This window comes from Streptomyces sp. TSRI0281 (assembly GCF_001905125.1).
Classification (GTDB): domain Bacteria; phylum Actinomycetota; class Actinomycetes; order Streptomycetales; family Streptomycetaceae; genus Streptomyces.
This window is the reverse complement of the sequence record NZ_LWLE01000036.1, coordinates 231,603-251,885: the sequence shown is the minus strand read 5'-3', so window position 1 is coordinate 251,885 and position 20,283 is coordinate 231,603. Positions and strand designations below refer to the sequence as shown.

Sequence of the window (20,283 nt, the reverse complement as noted above, 5' to 3'; positions counted from 1 at the left end):
TTGTACGGCCGACTCAGATGTCGAGGAAGCGGACGTCCTTGGCATTGCGCTGGATGAACGAGCGCCGTGCCTCGACGTCCTCACCCATCAGCACCGAGAAGAGGTCGTCGGCCTGCGCCGCGTCGTCCAGGGTGACCTGGCCGAGCACCCGGTGGTCGACGTCCATCGTCGTGATGCGCAGCTCTTCGGCGTTCATCTCGCCGAGACCCTTGAAGCGCTGGATCGAGTCTTCCCTGATCCGCTTGCCGTTCTGCTTGCCGAGCGCCACGAGCGCGTCCCGCTCACGGTCCGAGTAGGCGTACTCGAAGTCGTCCCGGCCCCACTTGATCTTGTAGAGCGGCGGGCGCGAGAGGTAGACGTGCCCCGCCTCGACCAGCGGCCGCATGAAGCGGAAGAGGAACGTCAGCAGCAGGGTGTTGATGTGCTGGCCGTCGACGTCGGCGTCCGCCATCAGGATGATCTTGTGATAGCGGAGCTTCTCGATGTCGAAGTCCTCGTGGACCCCGGTACCGAAGGCCGAGATCAGCGCCTGGACCTCGGTGTTCTGGAGGATCTTGTCGATCCGGGCCTTCTCGACGTTCAGGATCTTGCCGCGGATGGGCAGGATCGCCTGGTACATCGGGTTACGGCCGGACTTCGCCGAACCACCGGCGGAGTCACCCTCGACGATGAAGATCTCGCACTTGGTGGGATCGTTCGACTGGCAGTCGCTCAGCTTGCCGGGCAGCGAGGCGCTCTCCAGGAGGCCCTTGCGCCGGGTCAGGTCGCGGGCCTTGCGGGCCGCCACCCGGGCGGTCGACGCCGCGATGCCCTTGCGGATGATGTCGGCGGCCTCGTTGGGGTTCCGGTCGAACCAGTCCGTCAGCTGCTCGTGGACGACCTTCTGCACGAAGGTCTTGGCCTCCGTGTTGCCCAGCTTGGTCTTCGTCTGGCCCTCGAACTGCGGCTCGCCCAGCTTCACCGAGATGATCGCCGTCAGGCCCTCGCGGACGTCCTCACCGGTGAGGTTGTCGTCCTTCTCGCGGAGCAGCTTCTTGTCGCGCGCGTACCGGTTGACCAGCGAGGTCAGCGCCGCACGGAAGCCCTCCTCGTGCGTACCGCCCTCATGCGTGTGGATCGCGTTGGCGAAGGAGTAGACCCCCTCGGTGTACTGCGTGTTCCACTGCATGGCGATCTCGGCCGAGAGGAGACGCTCCTTGTCCTCGGCCTCGATGTCGATCACCGACTGGTGAATGACGTCGCCCTTGCGGGAGTTGAGGTACTTCACGAAATCGACGATGCCGTTTTCGTAGTGGTACGTGACCGAGCGGGCGGCCTCCTCCTCGGCGGGCTCGACCGCGTCCGCGCTGTCCGCGCCCGCCGTCGCCTTCGCCGACTCCCGCTCGTCGGTGAGCTTGAGGGTGAGGCCCTTGTTGAGGAACGCCATCTCCTGGAAGCGGCGCGAGAGGGTCTCGAAGCTGTACTCGGTGGTCTCGAAGATGTCCCCGTCGGCCCAGAAGCTGACCGTCGTACCGGTCTCGTCGGTGGCCTCGTGCTTGGCCAGCGGCGCGGTCGGGACACCGAGCTTGTAATCCTGGGTCCAGCGGTAGCCGTCCGTCTTGACCTCGACGGAGACCCGCGTGGACAGGGCGTTGACGACGGAGACGCCGACACCGTGCAGACCGCCGGAGACGGCGTAGCCGCCGCCGCCGAACTTGCCGCCCGCGTGCAGCACGGTCAGCACGACCTCGACGGCGGGCTTGCCTTCGGACGGCACGATGCCGACCGGAATGCCACGGCCGTTGTCGATCACGCGCACCCCGCCGTCGGCGAGGATCGTGACGTCGATGGTGTCCGCGTGGCCTGCCATCGCCTCGTCGACCGAGTTGTCGACAACCTCTTGCACGAGGTGGTGGAGACCGCGCTCACCGGTCGATCCGATGTACATGCCAGGTCGCTTGCGGACCGCGTCCAAGCCCTCAAGGACGGTGATCGCGCTGGCGTCGTACGAGGCGGTGACCTCGCCGTGCTCACCGGTTGTGGACGGGTTGTTCTCGTTGGGGTTGCCGGAATCGGCCACGAAGCGCCCTTTCTGGCACAGCACAGGCCGTTCTCCGGTCAGGCGGGAGCGGCTGCGTCGTTCGGCTTGTATCGACGACTCCCGCTTGAGTAGCGGGATTAGCCATCAGTCTACCGGTAGCGCCGACATGAATGGGGGTTTGCCGGTACCTGAGTCCGCATGTGCCGCCCTGAATGAGCGGCTGACGACTCCCCATATTCAGGAAGGGGCCCCAAGGGGCTGTGACGGGCATTGAGCGCTTCCGCCTGTCAACCTCCCACTACGGTGAGGGACGGCGCAGTTCCACGGCCCGGTCCGCTCCGCCGTACAGGGCGCGTCCCGGAACCGCCGGTCGGCGCCCGAAGCGGCGGCGATGACCGGAATCACAGCGCCTCACACCGGCGGAAGGCCAGGTCAGAGGGGCGATACGGGAACGGGGCGCGAGCGGGACGCACAGGGCCGCGGGCCGGCACCTCACGGAACGCGCCCCCATAGAGGCAGCGGGCGGACGCGCGGATCGCGCTCCCGCGGGTGAGCGGTACGTGGGTGAGCGGTACGGACATGAACGAGTACGCAGGTGAGCGGGTACGCAGGTGGCGCGCGGCTCAGCCGTACGTATCCCCGGGGCCCGTGCTGCCCGGCGCCCGCAGCGGGCCGAACCGGCGCTGCGGCCCTCCCGGCCCCAGCACTTTGATCATCCGCACCGTGCCCCGGCCCAGGTCCTCGTTCAGCCGGGCCACCAGACGCGGAGCCAGCAGCCGCAGCTGTGTCGCCCAGGCCGTCGAGTCGCACTGCACGGTCAGCACCCGTGCGTCCGGATCCTCGTCGTAACGCAGCGGCACACAATGATTGGCCAGATCTTCACCCACGATCTGCGGCCAGCGCCCCATCACCCCGCCCACCGCGGCCGGTGTCTCCCAGCCCCGCTCGGTGATCAGCCGGTTGATCGCCGACCCCAACGGCAGCGGATCACGGCCGTCCGACCGCGCTCCCGAACGCAGCCCGCCACCCCGCCGGGCCTGCTTCTTCTGCTGCGCGGCGGCGCCCCGCGCACGGGCCTGCTCCTTGGCCGCGCGCAACGCCACCCGCGCCAGGTCGACCCCGGACACATCAGGCGGCTTCGCCGCACCGCCCGGGTCCTGGGGCGACGGCCCCGACGCACCGCCGTCCGGCGAACCGGCCGGCCCCTCGCTCCGGGCGCCCCGGGCGGTCATACCCGCTCCACCTCGCCCGCGGACACCGCATAGCGCGCCCCCGCCAGCACACCCGGCACATCGTCGCCCACCGCGGCCGTCACCAACACCTGCTCGCCCGGCGCCACCAGCTCCGCCAGCCGCTCACGACGGCGGGCGTCCAGCTCGGCGAAGACATCGTCCAGGACGAGCACGGGCTCATTGCCCTCGGAGCGCAGCAGCTCGTACGAGGCCAGCCGCAGCGCCAGCGCGTACGACCAGGACTCGCCGTGGCTCGCGTACCCCTTCGCGGGCATCCCCCGCAGCCCCAGCACCAGATCGTCGCGGTGCGGACCGACGAGCGTCACTCCGCGCTCGATCTCCTGCTTGCGGACCTCCGCGAGCGCCGCGATCAACTGCTCGTACAGCTCCTCGCGCGTCCGTCCCGCGGCCAGGTCGGCCCCCACCTCGGGCCCCGCCGAACTGCGGTACTCCAACGCCACCGGCCCGCCGCCCGGCGCCACGTCCCCGTACGCCTTGTCCGCCAGGGGCCGCAGCGTCGCGATCAGATCCAGCCGCTGTGCCAGCAGCTCGGCACCCACCCGGCCCAGATGCTGGTCCCAGACGTCGAGCGTGGACATGTCCATCGACCGGCCGCCGTGCCTGCGTGCCATCGCCGCGGACTTCAGCAGCGTGTTGCGCTGCTTGAGCACCCGCTCGTAGTCGGACCGGACGCCCGCCATCCGCGGCGAACGTGCCGTGATCAGCTCGTCGAGGAACCGCCGGCGCTCACCGGGATCGCCCTTCACCAGGGCCAGGTCCTCCGGAGCGAACAGCACCGTCCGTACGATGCCCAGCACATCACGGGGCCTGACCTGCGAGGACCGATTGATCCGGGCGCGGTTGGCCCGCCCGGGGTTGAGCTCCAGCTCGATGAGCTGCGAGCGCTCGCCCTGGGTGACCGCGGCCCTGATGACGGCCCGCTCCGCACCCATCCGCACCAGCGGCGCGTCGGACGAGACCCGGTGGCTGCCGAGCGTCGCGAGATAGCCGACCGCCTCGACCAGATTGGTCTTGCCCTGGCCGTTGGCCCCCACGAACGCGGTGACGCCCGGGTCGAGAGGGACCTCGACCCGGGCGTACGAGCGGAAGTCGGCCAGCGAGAGATGGGTGACATGCATCTGCGCCGACCTCCCGCTTTCCTGCTCCGCTGTGCGCTTCTCGTACTACTTCTTGTTCTCGACCGCGTGCCCGCCGAACTGGTTGCGCAGCGCGGCGATCATCTTCATCTGCGGGGAGTCGTCCTGACGCGAGGCGAACCGCGCGAAGAGGGACGCCGTGATCGCGGGCAGCGGCACCGCGTTGTCGATGGCGGCCTCCACGGTCCAGCGGCCCTCGCCGGAGTCGGCGGCGAAGCCCCGGAGCTTGTCGAGGTGCTCGTCGTCGTCCAGCGCGTTGACCGCCAGGTCGAGCAGCCAGGAACGGATGACCGTGCCCTCCTGCCAGGAGCGGAAGACCTCGCGCACGTCGGTGACGGAGTCGACCTTCTCCAGCAGCTCCCAGCCCTCGGCGTAGGCCTGCATCATGGCGTACTCGATGCCGTTGTGAACCATCTTCGCGAAGTGGCCGGCGCCGACCTTGCCCGCGTGGACGGAGCCGAAGTCACCCTCGGGCTTGAGGGCGTCGAAGATCGGCTGGACCTTCGCGACGTTCTCGGCGTCGCCGCCGTACATCAGCGCGTAGCCGTTCTCCAGGCCCCAGACACCGCCGGAGACTCCGCAGTCGACGAACCCGATGCCCTTGATGCCCAGCTCGACCGCGTGCTTCTCGTCGTCGGTCCAGCGGGAGTTCCCGCCGTCCACGACGATGTCGCCGGGGGACAGCAGCGCCGACAGCTCGTCGACCGTGGACTGGGTCGCGGCACCGGCCGGAACCATCACCCACACGACCCGCGGGCCCTTCAGCTTGCCCACGAGCTCTTCGAGGCTCTGGACATCGGAGACGTCCGGGTTGCGGTCGTAACCGATGACGGTGTGGCCTGCGCGGCGGATGCGCTCGCGCATGTTGCCGCCCATCTTGCCGAGGCCGACGAGACCGAGCTCCATCAGAGATTCCTTAAGCGTTGTGCCGATTCGTACCCAGGGCCGAGCCTACGCCCGGCCGGGGACAGCGCGGCGGGCATGCTCTGCGCTGAGCGTGCCCGCCGGAAGCTGCCGTGCAGGGACCGACTCGCGGATCAGCCGGTCGGCCGGGTCAGCCGGAGAGGCGGACCGGCATGATCAGGTACTTGTACGCGTCGTCCGCTTCCGCGTCGACCGCCGGGCGGCCGCTGAGCAGGGCGGGCTTGGTGGAGGTCGTGAACGAGAGCTGGGCGACCGGGGAGTCGATCGCGCTCAGACCGTCCAGCAGGAATGTCGGGTTGAAGGCGATCGAGATGTCGTCGCCCTCCAGCACCGCGTCGACGCGCTCCACAGCCTGTGCGTCGTCGCTCGACCCGGCCTCCAGGATGAGCACGCCCTGCTCGAAACTGAGCCGCACAGGAGTGTTCCGCTCGGCGACCAGAGCCACACGCTTGACCGCCTCGACGAACGGAGCGGTCTCGATCACCGCGACCGAGTTGAACTCGGTGGGGAAGAGCGTCCGGTACTTCGGCAGGTCGCCTTCGAGCAGTCGGGTCGTCGTACGGCGGCCCGCGCCCTCGAAACCGATCAGCCCCTCGCCCGCACCCGAGCCGGACAGCGCCAGCGTGACCGTGTCGCCGCTGGTCAGCGCTTTGGCCGTGTCCAGGAGCGTCTTGGCGGGCACCAGGGCCACGGCCGAGGCGTCCGCGTCCTCCGGCTTCCAGTTGAACTCGCGGACCGCGAAGCGGTAGCGGTCGGTCGAGGCGAGGGTGACGGTGTCGCCCTCGATCTCGATCCGCACACCGGTCAGGACGGGCAGCGTGTCGTCGCGGCCGGCGGCGATGGCCACCTGCGCGGCGGCCGAGGCGAAGACCTCACCGGGGACGGTGCCCGTGGCGGTCGGCATCTGCGGCAGAGCCGGGTACTCCTCCACCGGAAGGGTGTGGAGGGTGAAGCGCGAGGAGCCGCAGACCACGGTGGCCCGTACACCGTCGGTGGAGATCTCCACCGGACGGTTGGGCAGGGCGCGGCAGATGTCGGCGAGCAGGCGGCCGGAGACGAGCACCGTGCCGTCCTCGTCGATCTCCGCGTCCACCGAGACCCTGGCCGAGACCTCGTAGTCGAAGCTCGAGAAGCTGAGGGCTCCGTCCTCAGCCTTCAGCAGAAGGCCCGCGAGAACGGGCGCCGGCGGCCGGGCCGGGAGGCTGCGGGCCACCCAGGCCACCGCCTCCGCGAGTACATCGCGCTCCACCCGGATCTTCACCGGAACCGCCTCCTGCTGTTGCTCGCTCGCCCTGCTGGCCTTCGTCGTCTGGATGGGGTCTCCCTGCCGAGGGGCTGGGGAGGACCCGGGGTCCAGTCTGACGTACGGCACCGACAGTCGTTGCTGCTCGGGGTCAAGTCGCGCCAAGAGGTCAGCGGCACTCGCCACTCAAGTTGTCCACAGGCCCCACTTCGAAGCGGATTCCTGGCTAACTCTGAGTGGTAGTAGTAGTAGGCCCTGTGGAAACCGTGGATAACGTCGTTTGCGCAGGTCAGCCACGGTTTTTTATCCACCGACCCTGTGGGCGGTACCGGTGGACAACCAGGCGTTTCTGTGGACACAGGAAAGTTCTGCACACCCGATGCACAGGAGGGGGCTACTTCTCCCCAGGCCTGTCCCCAGCTTTACCCACGTTCCCCACAGCCCAACCGACCCTCATGGTGTGACGCCTTTCACTCTCGGCGGTGAAAGTGGGTGCTGGGTTGCCGAACAGTGGACAGGGCTGTGGAGAAGCTGGGGACAACACGGCCCGGCCTGTGGGTCGACGGTGGACAACTCCGAAGCCCCCCTGTGGACGAAAACTTTGTCCACAGGCTGTGGATCATTGTTGACCACAAATCCCCAGGCACCTGACCTGGTCTGATGGAGTATCGGCAGATGCCCCTGTGGACGCAATATGGACAACTTCCCAGTCCCCAGGCTGTGGACGGCAGATTCCTCCCAGATCTGTGGAGAAGGGGCGCTCGGCGGCCCCTATTCGAACAGCGGTGACGCGGCGGCGGGTTCGGGCAGGGGCTTCCGGGCGTGCTTCCGGCACTCTTCCGGCCCGATCGAGGCGCCGCAGAGGGCTGTCCGAGGGCTCCTGGACGCCTTCCGGAGGGCATCAGGAGGCATCCAGAAGGCTCACGAAGGCCGTCGCGTCGGGCGCGTCGACCGCGTACGAGGGGTGTCGGCTGCCGTATTGAGGGGTGCGGACCGCCGTATCGAGGGGATGCCGACTGCCGTACCGACGGGTTCGCCGACGACGAAAAGGCGCCCCGGAAGGACCGTGGAGAGTCCTTCCGGGGCGCCGTTTCGTACGTCCGACACGCCTGGTGCGCCGTATGGAGGCGGGGCGGGTGTGTCAGCAGGCGTCGTGTGGGGCTGGCAGGCCGAGTCGGTGCGTCAGCCGTTCTTGATGCGGTTGGTGAGCTCGGTGACCTGGTTGTAGATGGAACGCCGCTCCGCCATCAGTGCCCGGATCTTCCGGTCCGCGTGCATCACCGTCGTATGGTCGCGGCCGCCGAACTGCGCGCCGATCTTCGGCAGGGAGAGGTCCGTCAGCTCGCGGCACAGATACATCGCGATCTGGCGCGCCGTCACCAGGACGCGGCTGCGGGAGGATCCGCACAGGTCCTCCACCGTCAGACCGAAGTAGTCCGCGGTCGCCGCCATGATGGCCGGTGCGGTGATCTCCGGAGCCGAGTCCTCGCCGCCCGGGATCAGATCCTTGAGCACGATCTCGGTCAGCCCGAGGTCGACCGGCTGCCGGTTGAGGCTGGCGAAGGCCGTCACCCGGATCAGCGCGCCCTCCAGCTCGCGGATGTTGCGCGAGATACGGGAGGCGATGAACTCCAGCACCTCCGGCGGGGCGTTGAGCTGCTCCTGGACCGCCTTCTTACGGAGGATCGCGATGCGCGTCTCCAGCTCGGGGGGCTGCACATCGGTGGTGAGCCCCCACTCGAAACGGTTCCGCAGCCGGTCCTCCAGGGTCACCAGCTGCTTGGGCGGCCGGTCGGAGGACAGCACGATCTGCTTGTTGGCGTTGTGGAGCGTATTGAAGGTGTGGAAGAACTCCTCCTGCGTCGACTCCTTGCTCGCCAGGAACTGGATGTCGTCGACCAGCAGGATGTCCACGTCGCGGTAGCGCTTGCGGAACGTGTCGCCCTTGCCGTCACGGATCGAGTTGATGAACTCGTTGGTGAACTCCTCCGAGCTCACGTACCGCACCCGGGTCCCCGGGTAGAGGCTGCGCGCGTAGTGCCCGATGGCGTGCAGCAGGTGGGTCTTGCCGAGCCCCGACTCCCCGTAGATGAAGAGGGGGTTGTACGCCTTCGCCGGAGCCTCGGCGACGGCGACGGCCGCGGCGTGCGCGAACCGGTTGGAGGCGCCGATGACGAACGTGTCGAAGAGGTACTTCGGATTCAGCCGGGCATGGGGCTCGCCGGGACCGGGCGGCGGCGCCGACTGGGCGCCCATCGGACCGGGACCGCCGCCTCCGGTGCGGCCGGGGCCGGGCCCGCCCTGGCGGTGCTGGGGCTGCTGCTCCTGCATGTCGTGGCGGTCGGGGCGCTGCTGCTCGTAGCCCTGGCGCTCCGGCGGCTGCGGCCGGTAGTCGTGCTGCGGCTGCTGGGGCCGCCCGGTTCCGTACGGTTCGCGCCACTGGTCGGAGGGCTGCTCGCGGTCCTGGTATCCGCCGTGCCGGGGCTGCTGCCAGGAGAGGTCCTCCTGGGTGCGGGGCCAGGCGCCGGGCTCGGGGCGCTGCTGCTGGTAGTCGGGGTAGGCCGGGCGGGCGGTCGGCATGCCGTCGTCCGAGGGCCGGTGCCCGTAACCGTCGTATCCGTCGTTGTGCGGAGAGTCGTCGTGCTGCTGCCCTTGGTAACGGTGGGCCTGCTGGCCCTGGTGGGACTGCTGGTGCATCGGGGGCGCCGGCGGGGTGGGCGGTTCGCCGGCGGAGTCGTCGACGGTGATCGCGATCCGGATGGGGCGGCCGCACTCACGGGTCAGCGTCTCGCTGATGAGCGGCGCGAGCCGGCCCTCCAGGACGCGCTTGCCCCATTCGTTCGGGACGGCCAGCAGTGCGGTGTCGGCGACGAGTGCCAGCGGCTGGCAGCGCTCGATCCACTGCTTGTCCTTCGGCTCGATGCCCTGCTGGCCCTCCCCGAGGAGTTGTTCCAGCACTCGTGGCCACACTGCGGCAAGATCGGCAGGTACGTCAGCCACAGGGCACGCTCTCTCGCAGGTCCCACGAATGTGTGGTTCTCGGGACGGGATGGGTCGGGTCGGGTGAGGCCCGGCAGGCGGGAAGGAAAAGAACCGGAGTTCAGCCAAGGTAGTCAGGCCGACCCGCGTGGTTCAAGTTGTTGTCCACAGGCTGTGCATAGCGGTGGCCCGTGCGGGGCCGGTTTGACCGGATGGCGTAGCCGCGCGTACCGTGACCAGGTCGAGTTGTCGATGGCTGCTGCCGCCTGCCTCCGATGGGCAAAGATCACGATCTGTGATTGTGAAGCGGTGCACTAAGGCGTTTACGCGAGTTCCTCGTGGGCGCACGGTGACAGCCAGGCGATGTCCCGCCAACACACGAATCATTTCTGGAGCCCCCGAGTGAGCAAGCGCACCTTCCAGCCGAACAACCGTCGTCGCGCCAAGACCCATGGCTTCCGGCTGCGTATGCGTACCCGTGCCGGCCGTGCGATTCTCGCGAACCGCCGTGGCAAGGGCCGCAGCAGCCTGTCCGCCTGATCGTTTACAGGTCATGACGTGCTGCCTACCGAGAATCGGCTGAGGCGGCGCGAGGACTTCGCGACCGCGGTACGACGAGGACGTCGAGCCGGACGTCCGCTACTCGTCGTCCATCTATGCAGCGGTGCAACGGACCCGCACGTGACTGGGGAGACTGTTCCCCCGCCGCGTGCGGGTTTCGTTGTCAGCAAAGCTGTGGGTGGAGCTGTCGTACGCACAGCGGTGAAGCGAAGGCTTCGTCATCTGGTCCGCGAACGGCTGGCTCAGCTGCCCCCCGGTAGCCTTGTTGTCGTACGAGCGCTGCCCGGATCGGGCGACGCCGACCATGCACAGCTGGCCCGAGACCTGGACGCCGCCCTGCAGCGGCTCCTGGGAGGGGGCGCGCGATGAAGTACCCGTTGCTGGCTCTCATCAAGCTGTATCAGTGGACGATCAGCCCACTCCTCGGGCCTGTCTGCCGTTACTACCCGTCGTGTTCCCACTATGGATATACGGCGATCGACCGACACGGTGCGATCAAGGGAACAGCGCTGACCGCATGGCGCATCCTGCGATGCAATCCGTGGTCACCCGGCGGTGTGGATCATGTTCCGCCACGCAAGCGTCCGCGCTGGCACGAGTTGCTGCGCAACGCTCTGCGCGGCGGCAAGGGCGGGGACTCCGCCGCTGATGTGCCGCCCGGGGGGTCGGTCTCCGAACCCCTGAGCCCGGCCACAGAGACCTCGTCCAAAGCTCAAGGAGCCTGATTAGTGGACACGATTGCCAGTCTGTTCAGCTTTATCACCACACCTGTCTCATGGGTCATCGTCCAGTTCCACAAGCTGTACGGAGCGATGTTCGGTGATGACACGGGCTGGGCCTGGGGCCTGTCCATCGTGTCCCTGGTGGTGCTGATCCGGATCTGTCTGATCCCGCTTTTCGTGAAGCAGATCAAGTCGACCCGGAACATGCAGGTGCTCCAGCCGAAGATGAAGGCGATCCAGGAGCGCTACAAGAACGACAAACAGCGTCAGTCCGAAGAGATGATGAAGCTGTACAAGGAGACGGGTACCAACCCGCTCTCCTCGTGCCTTCCCATCCTGGCGCAGTCCCCGTTCTTCTTCGCCCTGTATCACGTGCTCTCGGCCATCGCCTCGGGCAAGAAGATCGGCGCGATCGACCAGTCGCTGCTCGACAGCGCGCGTCAGGCTCACATCTTCGGTGCCCCGCTGGCCGCGAAGTTCACGGACAGCGCCGACAAGGTCGCCTCTCTCCAGGCTTCGCTGACCGACGTCCGCGTCGTCACCGCGATCATGATCGTGATGATGTCCGCGTCGCAGTTCTTCACGCAGCGCCAGCTGATGACGAAGAACGTCGACCTGACGGTGAAGACCCCGTACATGCAGCAGCAGAAGATGCTGATGTACATCTTCCCGGTCATCTTCGCCGTGATGGGTATCAACTTCCCCGTCGGTGTCCTCGTCTACTGGCTGACCACCAACGTCTGGACCATGGGTCAGCAGATGTATGTGATCAACCAGAACCCGACGCCGGGCAGCAAGGCGCAGGACCAGTACCTGGGACGTCTGCTGAAGAGCGTGACCGCTCATGGCGAGGTCCGCGGGCGGACCAGGCGCAACATGATCAAGCGGATCGTCGCCAAGGGCCCGGACCGCAATGACATCGAGCGCAAGTTCATCACCGGTCTGGCCAAGCTGGGTCTCGCGGCCCAGGAGGACGGCACGGTGGCCAAGAGCGATACGGCCGTGGCCGAGGCCGAGGGCGGCGGTGCGCAGAAGCGGCACCAGCCCAAGCGGCAGACCAAGGCGAAGCGCCAGACCGGGGCCACCACGGCCGGTGGTGCCAAGGATTCCGATACGGCCGATGCGGCCGAGAAGGGCTCCAAGACCTCGCTGGAGAAGAGCGACGCCTCGCAGGACGACGACAAGCCGAAGGCGGCGGGCAAGCCCGCGTCCGGCTCCTCACGCCAAGCCAAGTCCGGACAGCGCAAGGGCCCGCAGCGGCCCAAGCACCCGTCCAAGAAGTAAGAAGGAGTCCATCCGTGACGGAAGGCACCACTTCCACGGCCGCTGAGGGCAGCGACACTCTGACCCGCCTTGAGCAGGAAGGGGAGATCGCAGCCGACTACCTTGAGGGCCTGCTTGACATCGCCGACCTGGACGGCGACATCGACATGGACGTCGAGGCGGACCGGGCCGCGGTCTCGATCATCAGCGACTCGGCACGTGAACTGCAGAAGCTCGTGGGGCGCGACGGCGAGGTGCTGGAGGCGCTTCAGGAGCTGACGCGGCTGGCCGTCCACCGGGAGACCGGTGACCGGAGCCGTCTGATGCTCGACATCGGCGGCTTCCGGGCCAAGAAGCGCGAGATCCTCGCCGCGCTGGGTGCCAAGGCCGCGGACGAGGTGAAGACCTCGGGCGAGCCGATGAAGCTGGACCCGATGACGCCGTTCGAGCGCAAGGTCGTGCACGACGCGGTCGCGGCAGCCGGTCTGCGGAGCGAGTCCGAGGGCGAGGAGCCGCAGCGCTTCGTCGTCGTTCTCCCGGCCTGACCGGATCCTTGTACTGTCGGCCCCGTCTGTTCGCAGGCGGGGCCGATCTTTGTCAGCCTGATAGTCAGCCACCCACAGTGCGTTAGTGCGGTACGGAAGGACGGTCCCCGTGACGGAGGCAGCAGAGCTCCCCCAGGCACCTGAAGAGGCGCAGGCGGTATTCGGAGAGGTCTTCCCGGAAGCCGTCCGGTACGCGGAGCTCCTTGCGGATGCCGGGGTCAAGCGTGGTCTGATCGGGCCGCGTGAGGTGCCGCGGCTCTGGGAGCGTCACCTGCTGAACTGCGCGGTGCTCTCCGAGGTGGTCCCTGAGGGGGTCACGGTGTGCGACGTGGGCTCGGGGGCCGGCCTCCCGGGTATCCCGCTTGCTCTGGTGCGCCCGGATCTGAAGATCACCCTGCTGGAGCCGCTGCTCCGACGGACGAATTTCCTCCAGGAAGTCGTCGAGCTGCTGGGACTGGATCATGTGACGGTCGTTCGTGGCCGCGCGGAGGAAGTCCTCGGGACCCTGCAGCCCGTTCATGTGGTGACAGCTCGTGCGGTGGCCCCGCTGGACCGGCTGGCGGGCTGGGGTGTGCCCCTGCTGCGCCCGTACGGAGAGATGCTGGCGCTGAAGGGCGACACCGCGGCGGAGGAGATCCAGGGCGCTCGTGCCGCCCTGAGCAAGCTCGGGGTGGTCGAGACCGAGGTGCTGCACGTCGGTGAGGGCGTGGTCGATCCGACGTCCACGGTGGTACGTGTGGTGGTCGGGGAGAGCCCCGGTGGTGTGAGGTTCGCCGCAAAGAGGGCCAAGGCCGCGCGGGTGGGACGTACGCGTCGGCGTCGCTGACGGGGTCGGAGGGGCCGGGGTGATGAGACCCAGGAGTCCGTTACCTACCGGTTCGTTCCATCTATCAGCAATGCTCCGGTAATGAGGCTGTACGTACCTCGTGCGGAGTGTCGTGGCCTGGTAGTAGCGATGCGAGGGCATCGTGTTTCACGTGAAACGTCGCTCTCTGCTGCAGGGAATCATCAGCCGCGGTCGCGCGGCCGCCACGCCGCGCGACCGCAAGCCCGTTAGGGCTACCGAGTTGTCCACAGACGTGGATTCATCCACAGAACAGCGGGCCTCGCTGGTTCACGACCCCGAAAGCATGGCAGGCTCTGTTCATTGCGAGCCTGAAGTCGAGGAGAGTGAATCCTTGCGGTCCGACGCCAATATCGCGGGACCGATGACCGATCCGGTCCCCGGTCCCCGAACCGAGTCCGCGGGGGAGGGTGTTTCACGTGAAACACCGCCGCCGCTGGACGACACACCCATCGGTCGTGCGGCTCAGCTGGCGGTTGAGGCCCTTGGCCGCGCCGGCGAGGGGCTGCCCCGCCCTGACCAGACCCGCGTCATGGTGGTGGCCAACCAGAAGGGCGGGGTCGGCAAGACGACTTCGACGGTCAACCTTGCCGCGTCGCTGGCACTGCACGGCGCGCGTGTTCTGGTGGTCGACCTCGACCCGCAGGGCAACGCCTCCACGGCTCTGGGAATCGACCACCATGCCGAGGTTCCCTCCATCTATGACGTCCTGGTGGAGAGTCGGCCGCTCTCCGAGGTGGTTCAGCCGGTCCCGGACGTCGAAGGTCTCTTCTGCGCCCCCGCCACCATCGATCTCGCCGGTGCGGAGATCGAATTGGTGTCGCTGGTGGCGCGGGAGAGCAGGCTTCAGCGGGCCATCCAGGCGTATGAGCAGCCATTGGACTACATCCTCATCGACTGTCCGCCCTCGCTCGGTCTGCTGACGGTCAACGCCATGGTCGCCGGGGCCGAGGTGCTGATCCCTATCCAGTGCGAGTACTACGCGCTGGAGGGACTGGGGCAGCTGCTGAGGAACGTCGACCTGATCCGGGGGCATCTGAACCCGGATCTGCATGTGTCGACGATCCTGCTGACGATGTACGACGGCAGGACCAGGCTCGCCTCGCAGGTCGCCGAGGAGGTGCGCACCCACTTCGGCAAGGAAGTGCTGCGGACGAGCATTCCGCGGTCGGTGCGGATCTCGGAGGCGCCGAGTTATGGGCAGACCGTGCTGACCTACGACCCGGGATCCAGCGGGTCACTGTCGTATCTTGAGGCGGCACGTGAGATTGCCCTGCGGGGCGTCGGGGTGCACTACGAGGCCCAGCATGCCCACACGGGTAGTCAGAACAGCCAGCAAAGCATCTCGGAGGGCATTCAGTGAGTGAGCGTCGTAGAGGGTTGGGGCGTGGGCTCGGTGCGCTGATCCCCGCGGCTCCGCAGGAGAAGCAGGTGTCGTCTCCCGGGGGCGGCTCGACGTCGCCCGGGACGGTTCCGGTGCTGACGGCCGAGCGTGGAGTGGCTGCCGCGAAGGTGACCACACTCCCGCAGGCTTCGGTGGTGCCGGAGCCGAGTGCCCCGGAGGCCGAGCGGGAGACGGCTGCTGACACGACGGCTTCTGCCGGGGCGTACTTCGCCGAGATCCTCATCGGATCGATTACGCCGAACCCCCGGCAGCCTCGTGAAGTGTTCGATGAGGACGCTCTCGCCGAGCTGGTCACCTCCATCAAGGAGGTCGGTCTCCTCCAGCCCGTCGTCGTGCGGAAGGTGGGTCCGGACCGCTACGAGCTCATCATGGGTGAGCGTCGATGGAGAGCCTGCCGCGAGGCGGGTCTGGAGCGGATTCCGACCATCGTCCGGGCGACGGACGACGAGAAGCTGCTCCTGGACGCTCTCCTGGAGAACCTTCACCGAGCTCAGCTGAACCCGTTGGAAGAGGCGGCTGCGTACGACCAGCTTCTCAAGGACTTCAAGTGCACCCATGATCAGCTGGCCGACCGGATCGGGCGGTCCCGTCCGCAGGTGTCCAACACCCTGCGCCTGCTGCGGCTGTCTCCGCCCGTGCAGCGAAGGGTCGCTGCGGGAGTGCTTTCGGCCGGTCACGCCCGAGCGCTGCTGTCCGTCGATGACTCCGAGGAGCAGGACCGGCTGGCCCATCGCATCGTGGCCGAAGGGCTCTCGGTGCGCGCGGTCGAGGAGATCGTGACGCTCATGGGGTCGAGCCCCACGAGCTCGCCGAAGTCGAAGGGGCCGCGGGCCGGCGGGCGGGTGTCGCCCGCCCTGAGCGATCTGGCATCCAGGCTCTCCGACAGGTTCGAGACGAGGGTGAAGGTCGACCTCGGCCAGAAGAAGGGCAAGATCGTCGTCGAGTTCGCTTCGATGGAGGATCTGGACCGGATTCTCGGCAGCCTCGCACCGGGCGAGGGACGTGTGCTGGAGCGTGGACTCGCCGAGGGCTCGGAAGAGGACGCGGACGGCTGAGGTCCGAAGGACCCGTGTGGGGCGGGCTGTGTTCCGGCGAATGCCGGAACACAGCCCGCCCTTTGCTCTCTCTCGGTTTCCGCATCAACTCTGGGTGGATACGATGCGTTCTGGTATGGCGCATCCACCTGGATCCACCTCAGAGGAGGCGGGAGACCGTGCGAGCAGTGAGCCGCAGCCGACTGATGACCGTCGGGTTGGGCCTGGGGGCCGTCGGAGGTTTCGTCGGCAGTCTGTTCCGCGAACGGAGTGCGCTGACAGCCGCACGCGATGCGGCGGGCGAAGGAAGTGAGGAATCGCCTTCATGGGGCGTCGACTCGTACCGCTCACACTGGACAACCTTCCGGATCTCCCCAAGCGTTGCCGATCGTGCGTCTTCTGGGAACTTGATCCGGTCAGCGGCGAAGCCGCGGTAAAGGCGGGCAGGCCTGAGCTGGAGAAGGAAGCCTGGATCTCCGCTGTGCTGCTGGAGTGGGGTTCCTGCGGTCGGGTCGTCCATGTCGATGATGTGCCGGTCGGCTACGTTCTCTACGCGCCGCCCGCGTATGTCCCGCGGGCGACCGCGTTTCCCACCAGCCCCGTCTCCCCCGATGCCGTTCAGCTCATCACGGGGTGGATCACGCCGGGATATCAGGGACAGGGGCTGGGACGCGTCATGGTGCAGACAGTGGCCAAGGACCTGTTGCAGCGGGGGTTCAAGGCGATTGAGGCGTTCGGGGACGCCCGGTGGAAGGAGCCTGCCTGTGTACTCCCGGCGGACCATCTGCTTGCGGTCGGATTCAAGACGGTGCGGCCGCATCCGACGTACCCGCGGTTGAGGCTGGAGCTGCGGACGACGCTCTCCTGGAAGGAGGATGTCGAGCTCGCTCTGGACCGGCTGCTGGGAGCCGTGCACAAGGAGCCGGTACTGCGTCCGCTCTGAGCAGGAAGTCTCTGAGACGTGAAACGGGCCCGCCCCTTCAAGGGGTGGGCCCGTTTCACGTGAAACATCGTGCAGGGTGGTGCTTACTGGCCGATGAAGCCTTCGAGGTCGCGGAGGATCGCGGCCTTCGGCTTGGCACCGACGATCGTCTTGGCGACCTCGCCGCCCTGGTAGACGTTGAGCGTCGGGATGGACATCACGCCGTACTTGGCGGCGGTGGCCGGGTTCTCGTCGATGTTGAGCTTGACGATCTCGATCTGGTCGCCGTGCTCAGCGGCGATGGCCTCCAGCGAGGGGGCGATCTGGCGGCAGGGGCCGCACCAGGCCGCCCAGAAGTCCACCAGTACGGGCTTCTCGCTCTTCAGGACCACTTCGTCGAAAGTGTCGTCAGTAACGTGCTTCAGGTCGCCGGCCACGGCGGCCTCCTTAGTCTCTCGTGGTGGGGTGAGGTGAGACAGATCAGACTGCCGGGGTCTTCTCCGGCTCGGCGAGCTGGCCGTCGGCGAGCGCGGCGAGGAAGCGCTCGGCGTCCAGAGCTGCGGAACAGCCGGTACCGGCAGCGGTGATGGCCTGTCGGTAGGTGTGGTCGACAACGTCTCCCGCGCCGAAGACACCCGTCAGGTTGGTACGCGTCGAGGGGGCTTCGACCTTGAGGTAACCCTCGTCGTCGAGGTCGAGCTGACCCTTGAAGAGTTCGGTGCGCGGGTCGTGACCCACGGCGATGAACAGGCCGGTCACAGGGAGCTCCGAGGTCTCGCCCGTCTTGGTGTTGCGCAGGGTCAGACCGGAGAGCTTCTGCTCACCGTGGACCCCGGCGACCTCGCTGTCCCACGCGAACTTGATCTTCGGGTCGGCGAAGGCCCGGTCCTGCATGGCCTTGGAGGCGCGCAGGGAGTCACGGCGGTGGACGATCGTGACGGACTTGGCGAACCGGGAGAGGAAAGTCGCCTCTTCCATGGCGGTGTCGCCGCCGCCGACCACGGCGATGTCGTGGTCCTTGAAGAAGAAGCCGTCGCAGGTGGCGCACCAGGAGACACCACGTCCGGAGAGGGCGTCCTCGTTCGGCAGACCGAGCTTGCGGTGCTGGGAGCCGGTGGTCACGATGACGGCCTTCGCACGGTGGACCGTGCCGGCGGTGTCGGTGACGGTCTTGATGTCGCCGGTGAGGTCCACGGAGACGACATCGTCGGGGACGAGCTCCGCACCGAAGCGCTCGGCCTGCGCGCGCATGTTGTCCATGAGCTCGGGGCCCATGATGCCGTCCTGGAAGCCGGGGAAGTTCTCCACGTCGGTGGTGTTCATCAGCGCACCGCCGGCGGTGACGGCGCCCTCGAAGACCAGCGGCTTCAGCGATGCCCGCGCGGTGTAGAGGGCGGCCGTGTAACCGGCCGGTCCGGAGCCGATGATGATCACATTACGGACGTCGCTCACGGGTTACTTCCTCGTCTCTGCAGACTGCCTACTGCCTACTGGGGCCGGTTCAACGACTCTCACCCCACCCAACGGATCCTACGGGGGATGCATTCCCGACGTGCCGGGGCCGTTGTCAGGGGCGGTCGTAGGAGTGGGTGAGCAGCAGCCGTCCCTTGGCCTCGGGCGTGGCATCGACGCAGGTGGCATCGACGACGTAGGCCTGGACGCGGGTGGCGTCGGTGGCATGGGGCAGGACGACGAGGAAGGCGTCCGTTCCCTGGTAGCGGCCCTCGTCGAGGGCCAGAGCCGGGGTGTTCCGGCCGGTGGCCTGCTGAACGCACGGGGGCACTGCCACGGTAGGGGTACGCAGCGGATTCTTGGGTGCGGAGGAGTCGGGAGCGCCGACTTCATTGGTGGATTTGGTGCCGGCCTCCGGCTGCTGCTTCTGGCCGCCGGGACTCTCCGGGGCCGCTGCGCTGCTCAGCAGGCCCTGCACCCTGCCTTCGAGGGTGCCTTCCGAGAAGGTCTGTGCGCTGCTCTCTGCCGAGGCGGCGCTGCTGTCCGCCCGACTGCCTGCCGTGTCCTGCGGGGTCTGGAGCTGCTGGAGGAGAAAGGCGCTCATGGCGATCACCGCAGCCCCGAACGTCGTGCCGATGATCACTGCGCGGCGGCGGCGCCGGGAGGGGTGGCGGCCCGGTCCTGTGGCGGCCCGTGGGCGCCCTGCGGGGCGGTCGGCGGGGGAAGGACCGGTGCGCTGGTCCGGGAGGGCGGTCGTCTGTGGGGCGAGGTCCTCGGTGGACGACGATGTTTCACGTGAAACATCGGCCGTGCTGTCGGGGGCGGTGGAGTCGAGAAGGGCTTCTGCCGCCAGAGCGGCGTCGATGCGTCCGGCGATGTCTTCGGGCATCGGCTGAGGGCCCGGGAGCGTGCCGAGCAGCCCGCGGATCTCCTCCAACGAGGTGCGGACGTCACCGCAGAGTGCGCAACCGTCGACATGGCTGCGGACTTCCGCTGTGCGGGAAGGGGAGAGAAGTCCTTCGGTGAGGTCGGAGATCTCCGAGACGTCCGGGTGCTGAGCGGTGTCCGTCGTGGATGTCACGTGCGCCCACCTCCTCCCTTCACAGCAGCAGGATCACTTGTTCCTGCGTCCTTTGGTCCTGACGCTGGTGGGACGGATGTCCCGGGCGTCCGGTTCCTTCCCACGGCGAGGCCGCCACTATCCCCGTTGTCACCGCGCAGATGGGTGACGAGGGGTGCCAGTCTCGCCCGGCCGCGTGCGCAGCGGCTTTTCACGGTGCCGGTCGGCACGTCGAGAATGCGAGCGGCCTCCGCGACGGGGTAGCCCTGCATATCGACCAGGACGAGGGCGGCGCGCTGTTCGGCGGGCAGGGTGGCCAGGGCCGCCAGAAGCTGGCGGTGCAGATCTTGGCGTTCCGCAGGAGCCTCGGCGGACTCGTGGGGTTCCAGGAGCTGATCCAGTCGCTCTGCGTCGTCGACCGGCGCTGTTCTGCGGGAGGCCGCCTTGCGGGCGCGGTCGAGGCAGGCGTTGACGGTGATGCGGTGCAGCCAGGTCGTCACAGCGGACTGGCCGCGGAAGGTGTGGGCGGCCCGGAAGGCCGACACCAGGGCGTCCTGGACGGCGTCAGCCGCTTCCTCCCGGTCCCCGAGGGTGCGCAGCGCCACGGCCCACAGCCGGTCGCGATGGCGGCGTACGAGCTCACCGAAGGCGTCCGGTTCGCCTGCGACGTGTTGGGCGAGCAGTTCCGCGTCGCTGAGTGGAGCTGACGGATCGAAGGCCACCGTCCCCCCTTTCTTGGCCAGATCGTATGCGGGTGTGCCCAACGGAATGAAGGCTGCTGCCATGAGCCTTGGTGCCGCAACCCTTGCCGCGGCCGTCGTTCAGGCTGGTGCGATGTCTCCGTGAACGGTGGCTGTGACCGCGTAGAGGTACCCGGAAACCGTGGAGTGATGCTGAAGAGAGGCGTCTTCCTCAAGATC

General features: G+C 67.8%; 19 protein-coding genes. 9 read left to right on the top strand and 10 right to left on the bottom strand.

The window, feature by feature from the left end; all coding sequences use genetic code 11:
- Positions 1-13 precede the first annotated feature (13 nt).
- The 6 genes from gyrB to dnaA form a co-directional block, all read right to left on the bottom strand.
- Positions 14-2,083: a DNA topoisomerase (ATP-hydrolyzing) subunit B gene (gene gyrB / locus A6A29_RS37975; protein WP_073727757.1), complete on the bottom strand. Its 2,070-nt coding sequence runs from the start codon at positions 2,081-2,083 to the stop codon at positions 14-16.
- Between the two features lie 560 nt (positions 2,084-2,643).
- On the bottom strand, positions 2,644-3,252 hold the full coding sequence (locus tag A6A29_RS37970; protein ID WP_073727755.1) for a DUF721 domain-containing protein: 609 nt from the start codon (positions 3,250-3,252) through the stop codon (positions 2,644-2,646).
- The gene (gene recF, locus A6A29_RS37965; protein WP_073727753.1) at positions 3,249-4,391 is read right to left on the bottom strand and encodes a DNA replication/repair protein RecF; all 1,143 of its coding nucleotides are present in this window, start codon (positions 4,389-4,391) and stop codon (positions 3,249-3,251) included. Before recF ends, A6A29_RS37970 begins: the two co-directional genes overlap by 4 nt.
- Before the next feature lie 45 nt (positions 4,392-4,436).
- Positions 4,437-5,315, bottom strand: coding sequence for a phosphogluconate dehydrogenase (NAD(+)-dependent, decarboxylating) (gene gnd, locus A6A29_RS37960; RefSeq protein WP_073727751.1), 879 nt, complete (start codon positions 5,313-5,315; stop codon positions 4,437-4,439).
- A gap of 148 nt (positions 5,316-5,463) precedes the next feature.
- Positions 5,464-6,594, bottom strand: coding sequence for a DNA polymerase III subunit beta (dnaN, locus tag A6A29_RS37955; protein ID WP_073727749.1), 1,131 nt, complete (start codon positions 6,592-6,594; stop codon positions 5,464-5,466).
- A gap of 1,164 nt (positions 6,595-7,758) precedes the next feature.
- Positions 7,759-9,576, bottom strand: coding sequence for a chromosomal replication initiator protein DnaA (gene dnaA / locus A6A29_RS37945; RefSeq protein ID WP_073727747.1), 1,818 nt, complete (start codon positions 9,574-9,576; stop codon positions 7,759-7,761).
- A gap of 381 nt (positions 9,577-9,957) precedes the next feature.
- On the opposite strand from dnaA, the gene rpmH reads away from it, so the two are divergent.
- The 9 genes from rpmH to A6A29_RS37900 all read left to right on the top strand — a co-directional run bounded on the left by rpmH (position 9,958) and on the right by A6A29_RS37900 (position 16,872).
- Positions 9,958-10,095 (top strand): 50S ribosomal protein L34, encoded by a 138-nt coding sequence (rpmH, locus tag A6A29_RS37940; RefSeq protein ID WP_003967884.1) that lies wholly within the window; start codon positions 9,958-9,960, stop codon positions 10,093-10,095.
- An 18-nt stretch (positions 10,096-10,113) separates the two neighbouring features.
- Complete coding sequence (rnpA, locus tag A6A29_RS37935; protein ID WP_073727745.1) at positions 10,114-10,485, top strand: ribonuclease P protein component; 372 nt, start codon at positions 10,114-10,116, stop codon at positions 10,483-10,485.
- A complete protein-coding gene (gene yidD / locus A6A29_RS37930) occupies positions 10,482-10,841 on the top strand; it encodes a membrane protein insertion efficiency factor YidD (RefSeq protein WP_073727742.1) in 360 nt (119 codons plus the stop codon). The genes rnpA and yidD overlap by 4 nt, the downstream gene beginning before the upstream one ends.
- 3 nt (positions 10,842-10,844) lie before the next feature.
- Entirely contained in the window at positions 10,845-12,122 is a 1,278-nt protein-coding gene (gene yidC, locus A6A29_RS37925) for a membrane protein insertase YidC (RefSeq protein ID WP_073727740.1), read from the top strand.
- Positions 12,123-12,136: 14 nt separating this feature from the next.
- The gene (locus tag A6A29_RS37920) at positions 12,137-12,646 is read left to right on the top strand and encodes a Jag family protein (protein ID WP_073727738.1); all 510 of its coding nucleotides are present in this window, start codon (positions 12,137-12,139) and stop codon (positions 12,644-12,646) included.
- A gap of 109 nt (positions 12,647-12,755) precedes the next feature.
- Positions 12,756-13,472: a 16S rRNA (guanine(527)-N(7))-methyltransferase RsmG gene (gene rsmG, locus A6A29_RS37915; RefSeq protein ID WP_073727736.1), complete on the top strand. Its 717-nt coding sequence runs from the start codon at positions 12,756-12,758 to the stop codon at positions 13,470-13,472.
- Between the two features lie 304 nt (positions 13,473-13,776).
- Positions 13,777-14,853: a ParA family protein gene (locus tag A6A29_RS37910; RefSeq protein WP_073727734.1), complete on the top strand. Its 1,077-nt coding sequence runs from the start codon at positions 13,777-13,779 to the stop codon at positions 14,851-14,853.
- Complete coding sequence (locus A6A29_RS37905; RefSeq protein ID WP_073727732.1) at positions 14,850-15,950, top strand: ParB/RepB/Spo0J family partition protein; 1,101 nt, start codon at positions 14,850-14,852, stop codon at positions 15,948-15,950. The genes A6A29_RS37910 and A6A29_RS37905 overlap by 4 nt, the downstream gene beginning before the upstream one ends.
- A gap of 304 nt (positions 15,951-16,254) precedes the next feature.
- On the top strand, positions 16,255-16,872 hold the full coding sequence (locus A6A29_RS37900) for a GNAT family N-acetyltransferase (RefSeq protein WP_073727730.1): 618 nt from the start codon (positions 16,255-16,257) through the stop codon (positions 16,870-16,872).
- An 83-nt stretch (positions 16,873-16,955) separates the two neighbouring features.
- Here A6A29_RS37900 and trxA read toward each other — a convergent pair whose 3' ends face one another.
- The 4 genes from trxA to sigM all read right to left on the bottom strand — a co-directional run bounded on the left by trxA (position 16,956) and on the right by sigM (position 20,085).
- A complete protein-coding gene (gene trxA, locus A6A29_RS37895; protein WP_073727728.1) occupies positions 16,956-17,288 on the bottom strand; it encodes a thioredoxin in 333 nt (110 codons plus the stop codon).
- Positions 17,289-17,331: 43 nt separating this feature from the next.
- Positions 17,332-18,303 (bottom strand): thioredoxin-disulfide reductase, encoded by a 972-nt coding sequence (gene trxB, locus A6A29_RS37890; RefSeq protein ID WP_073727726.1) that lies wholly within the window; start codon positions 18,301-18,303, stop codon positions 17,332-17,334.
- Positions 18,304-18,418: 115 nt separating this feature from the next.
- Positions 18,419-19,384, bottom strand: a complete 966-nt coding sequence (locus A6A29_RS37885) for a hypothetical protein (protein ID WP_073727724.1) — start codon at positions 19,382-19,384, stop codon at positions 18,419-18,421.
- A complete protein-coding gene (gene sigM / locus A6A29_RS37880; RefSeq protein WP_073727722.1) occupies positions 19,381-20,085 on the bottom strand; it encodes an RNA polymerase sigma factor SigM in 705 nt (234 codons plus the stop codon). Before sigM ends, A6A29_RS37885 begins: the two co-directional genes overlap by 4 nt.
- Positions 20,086-20,283 lie beyond the last annotated feature (198 nt).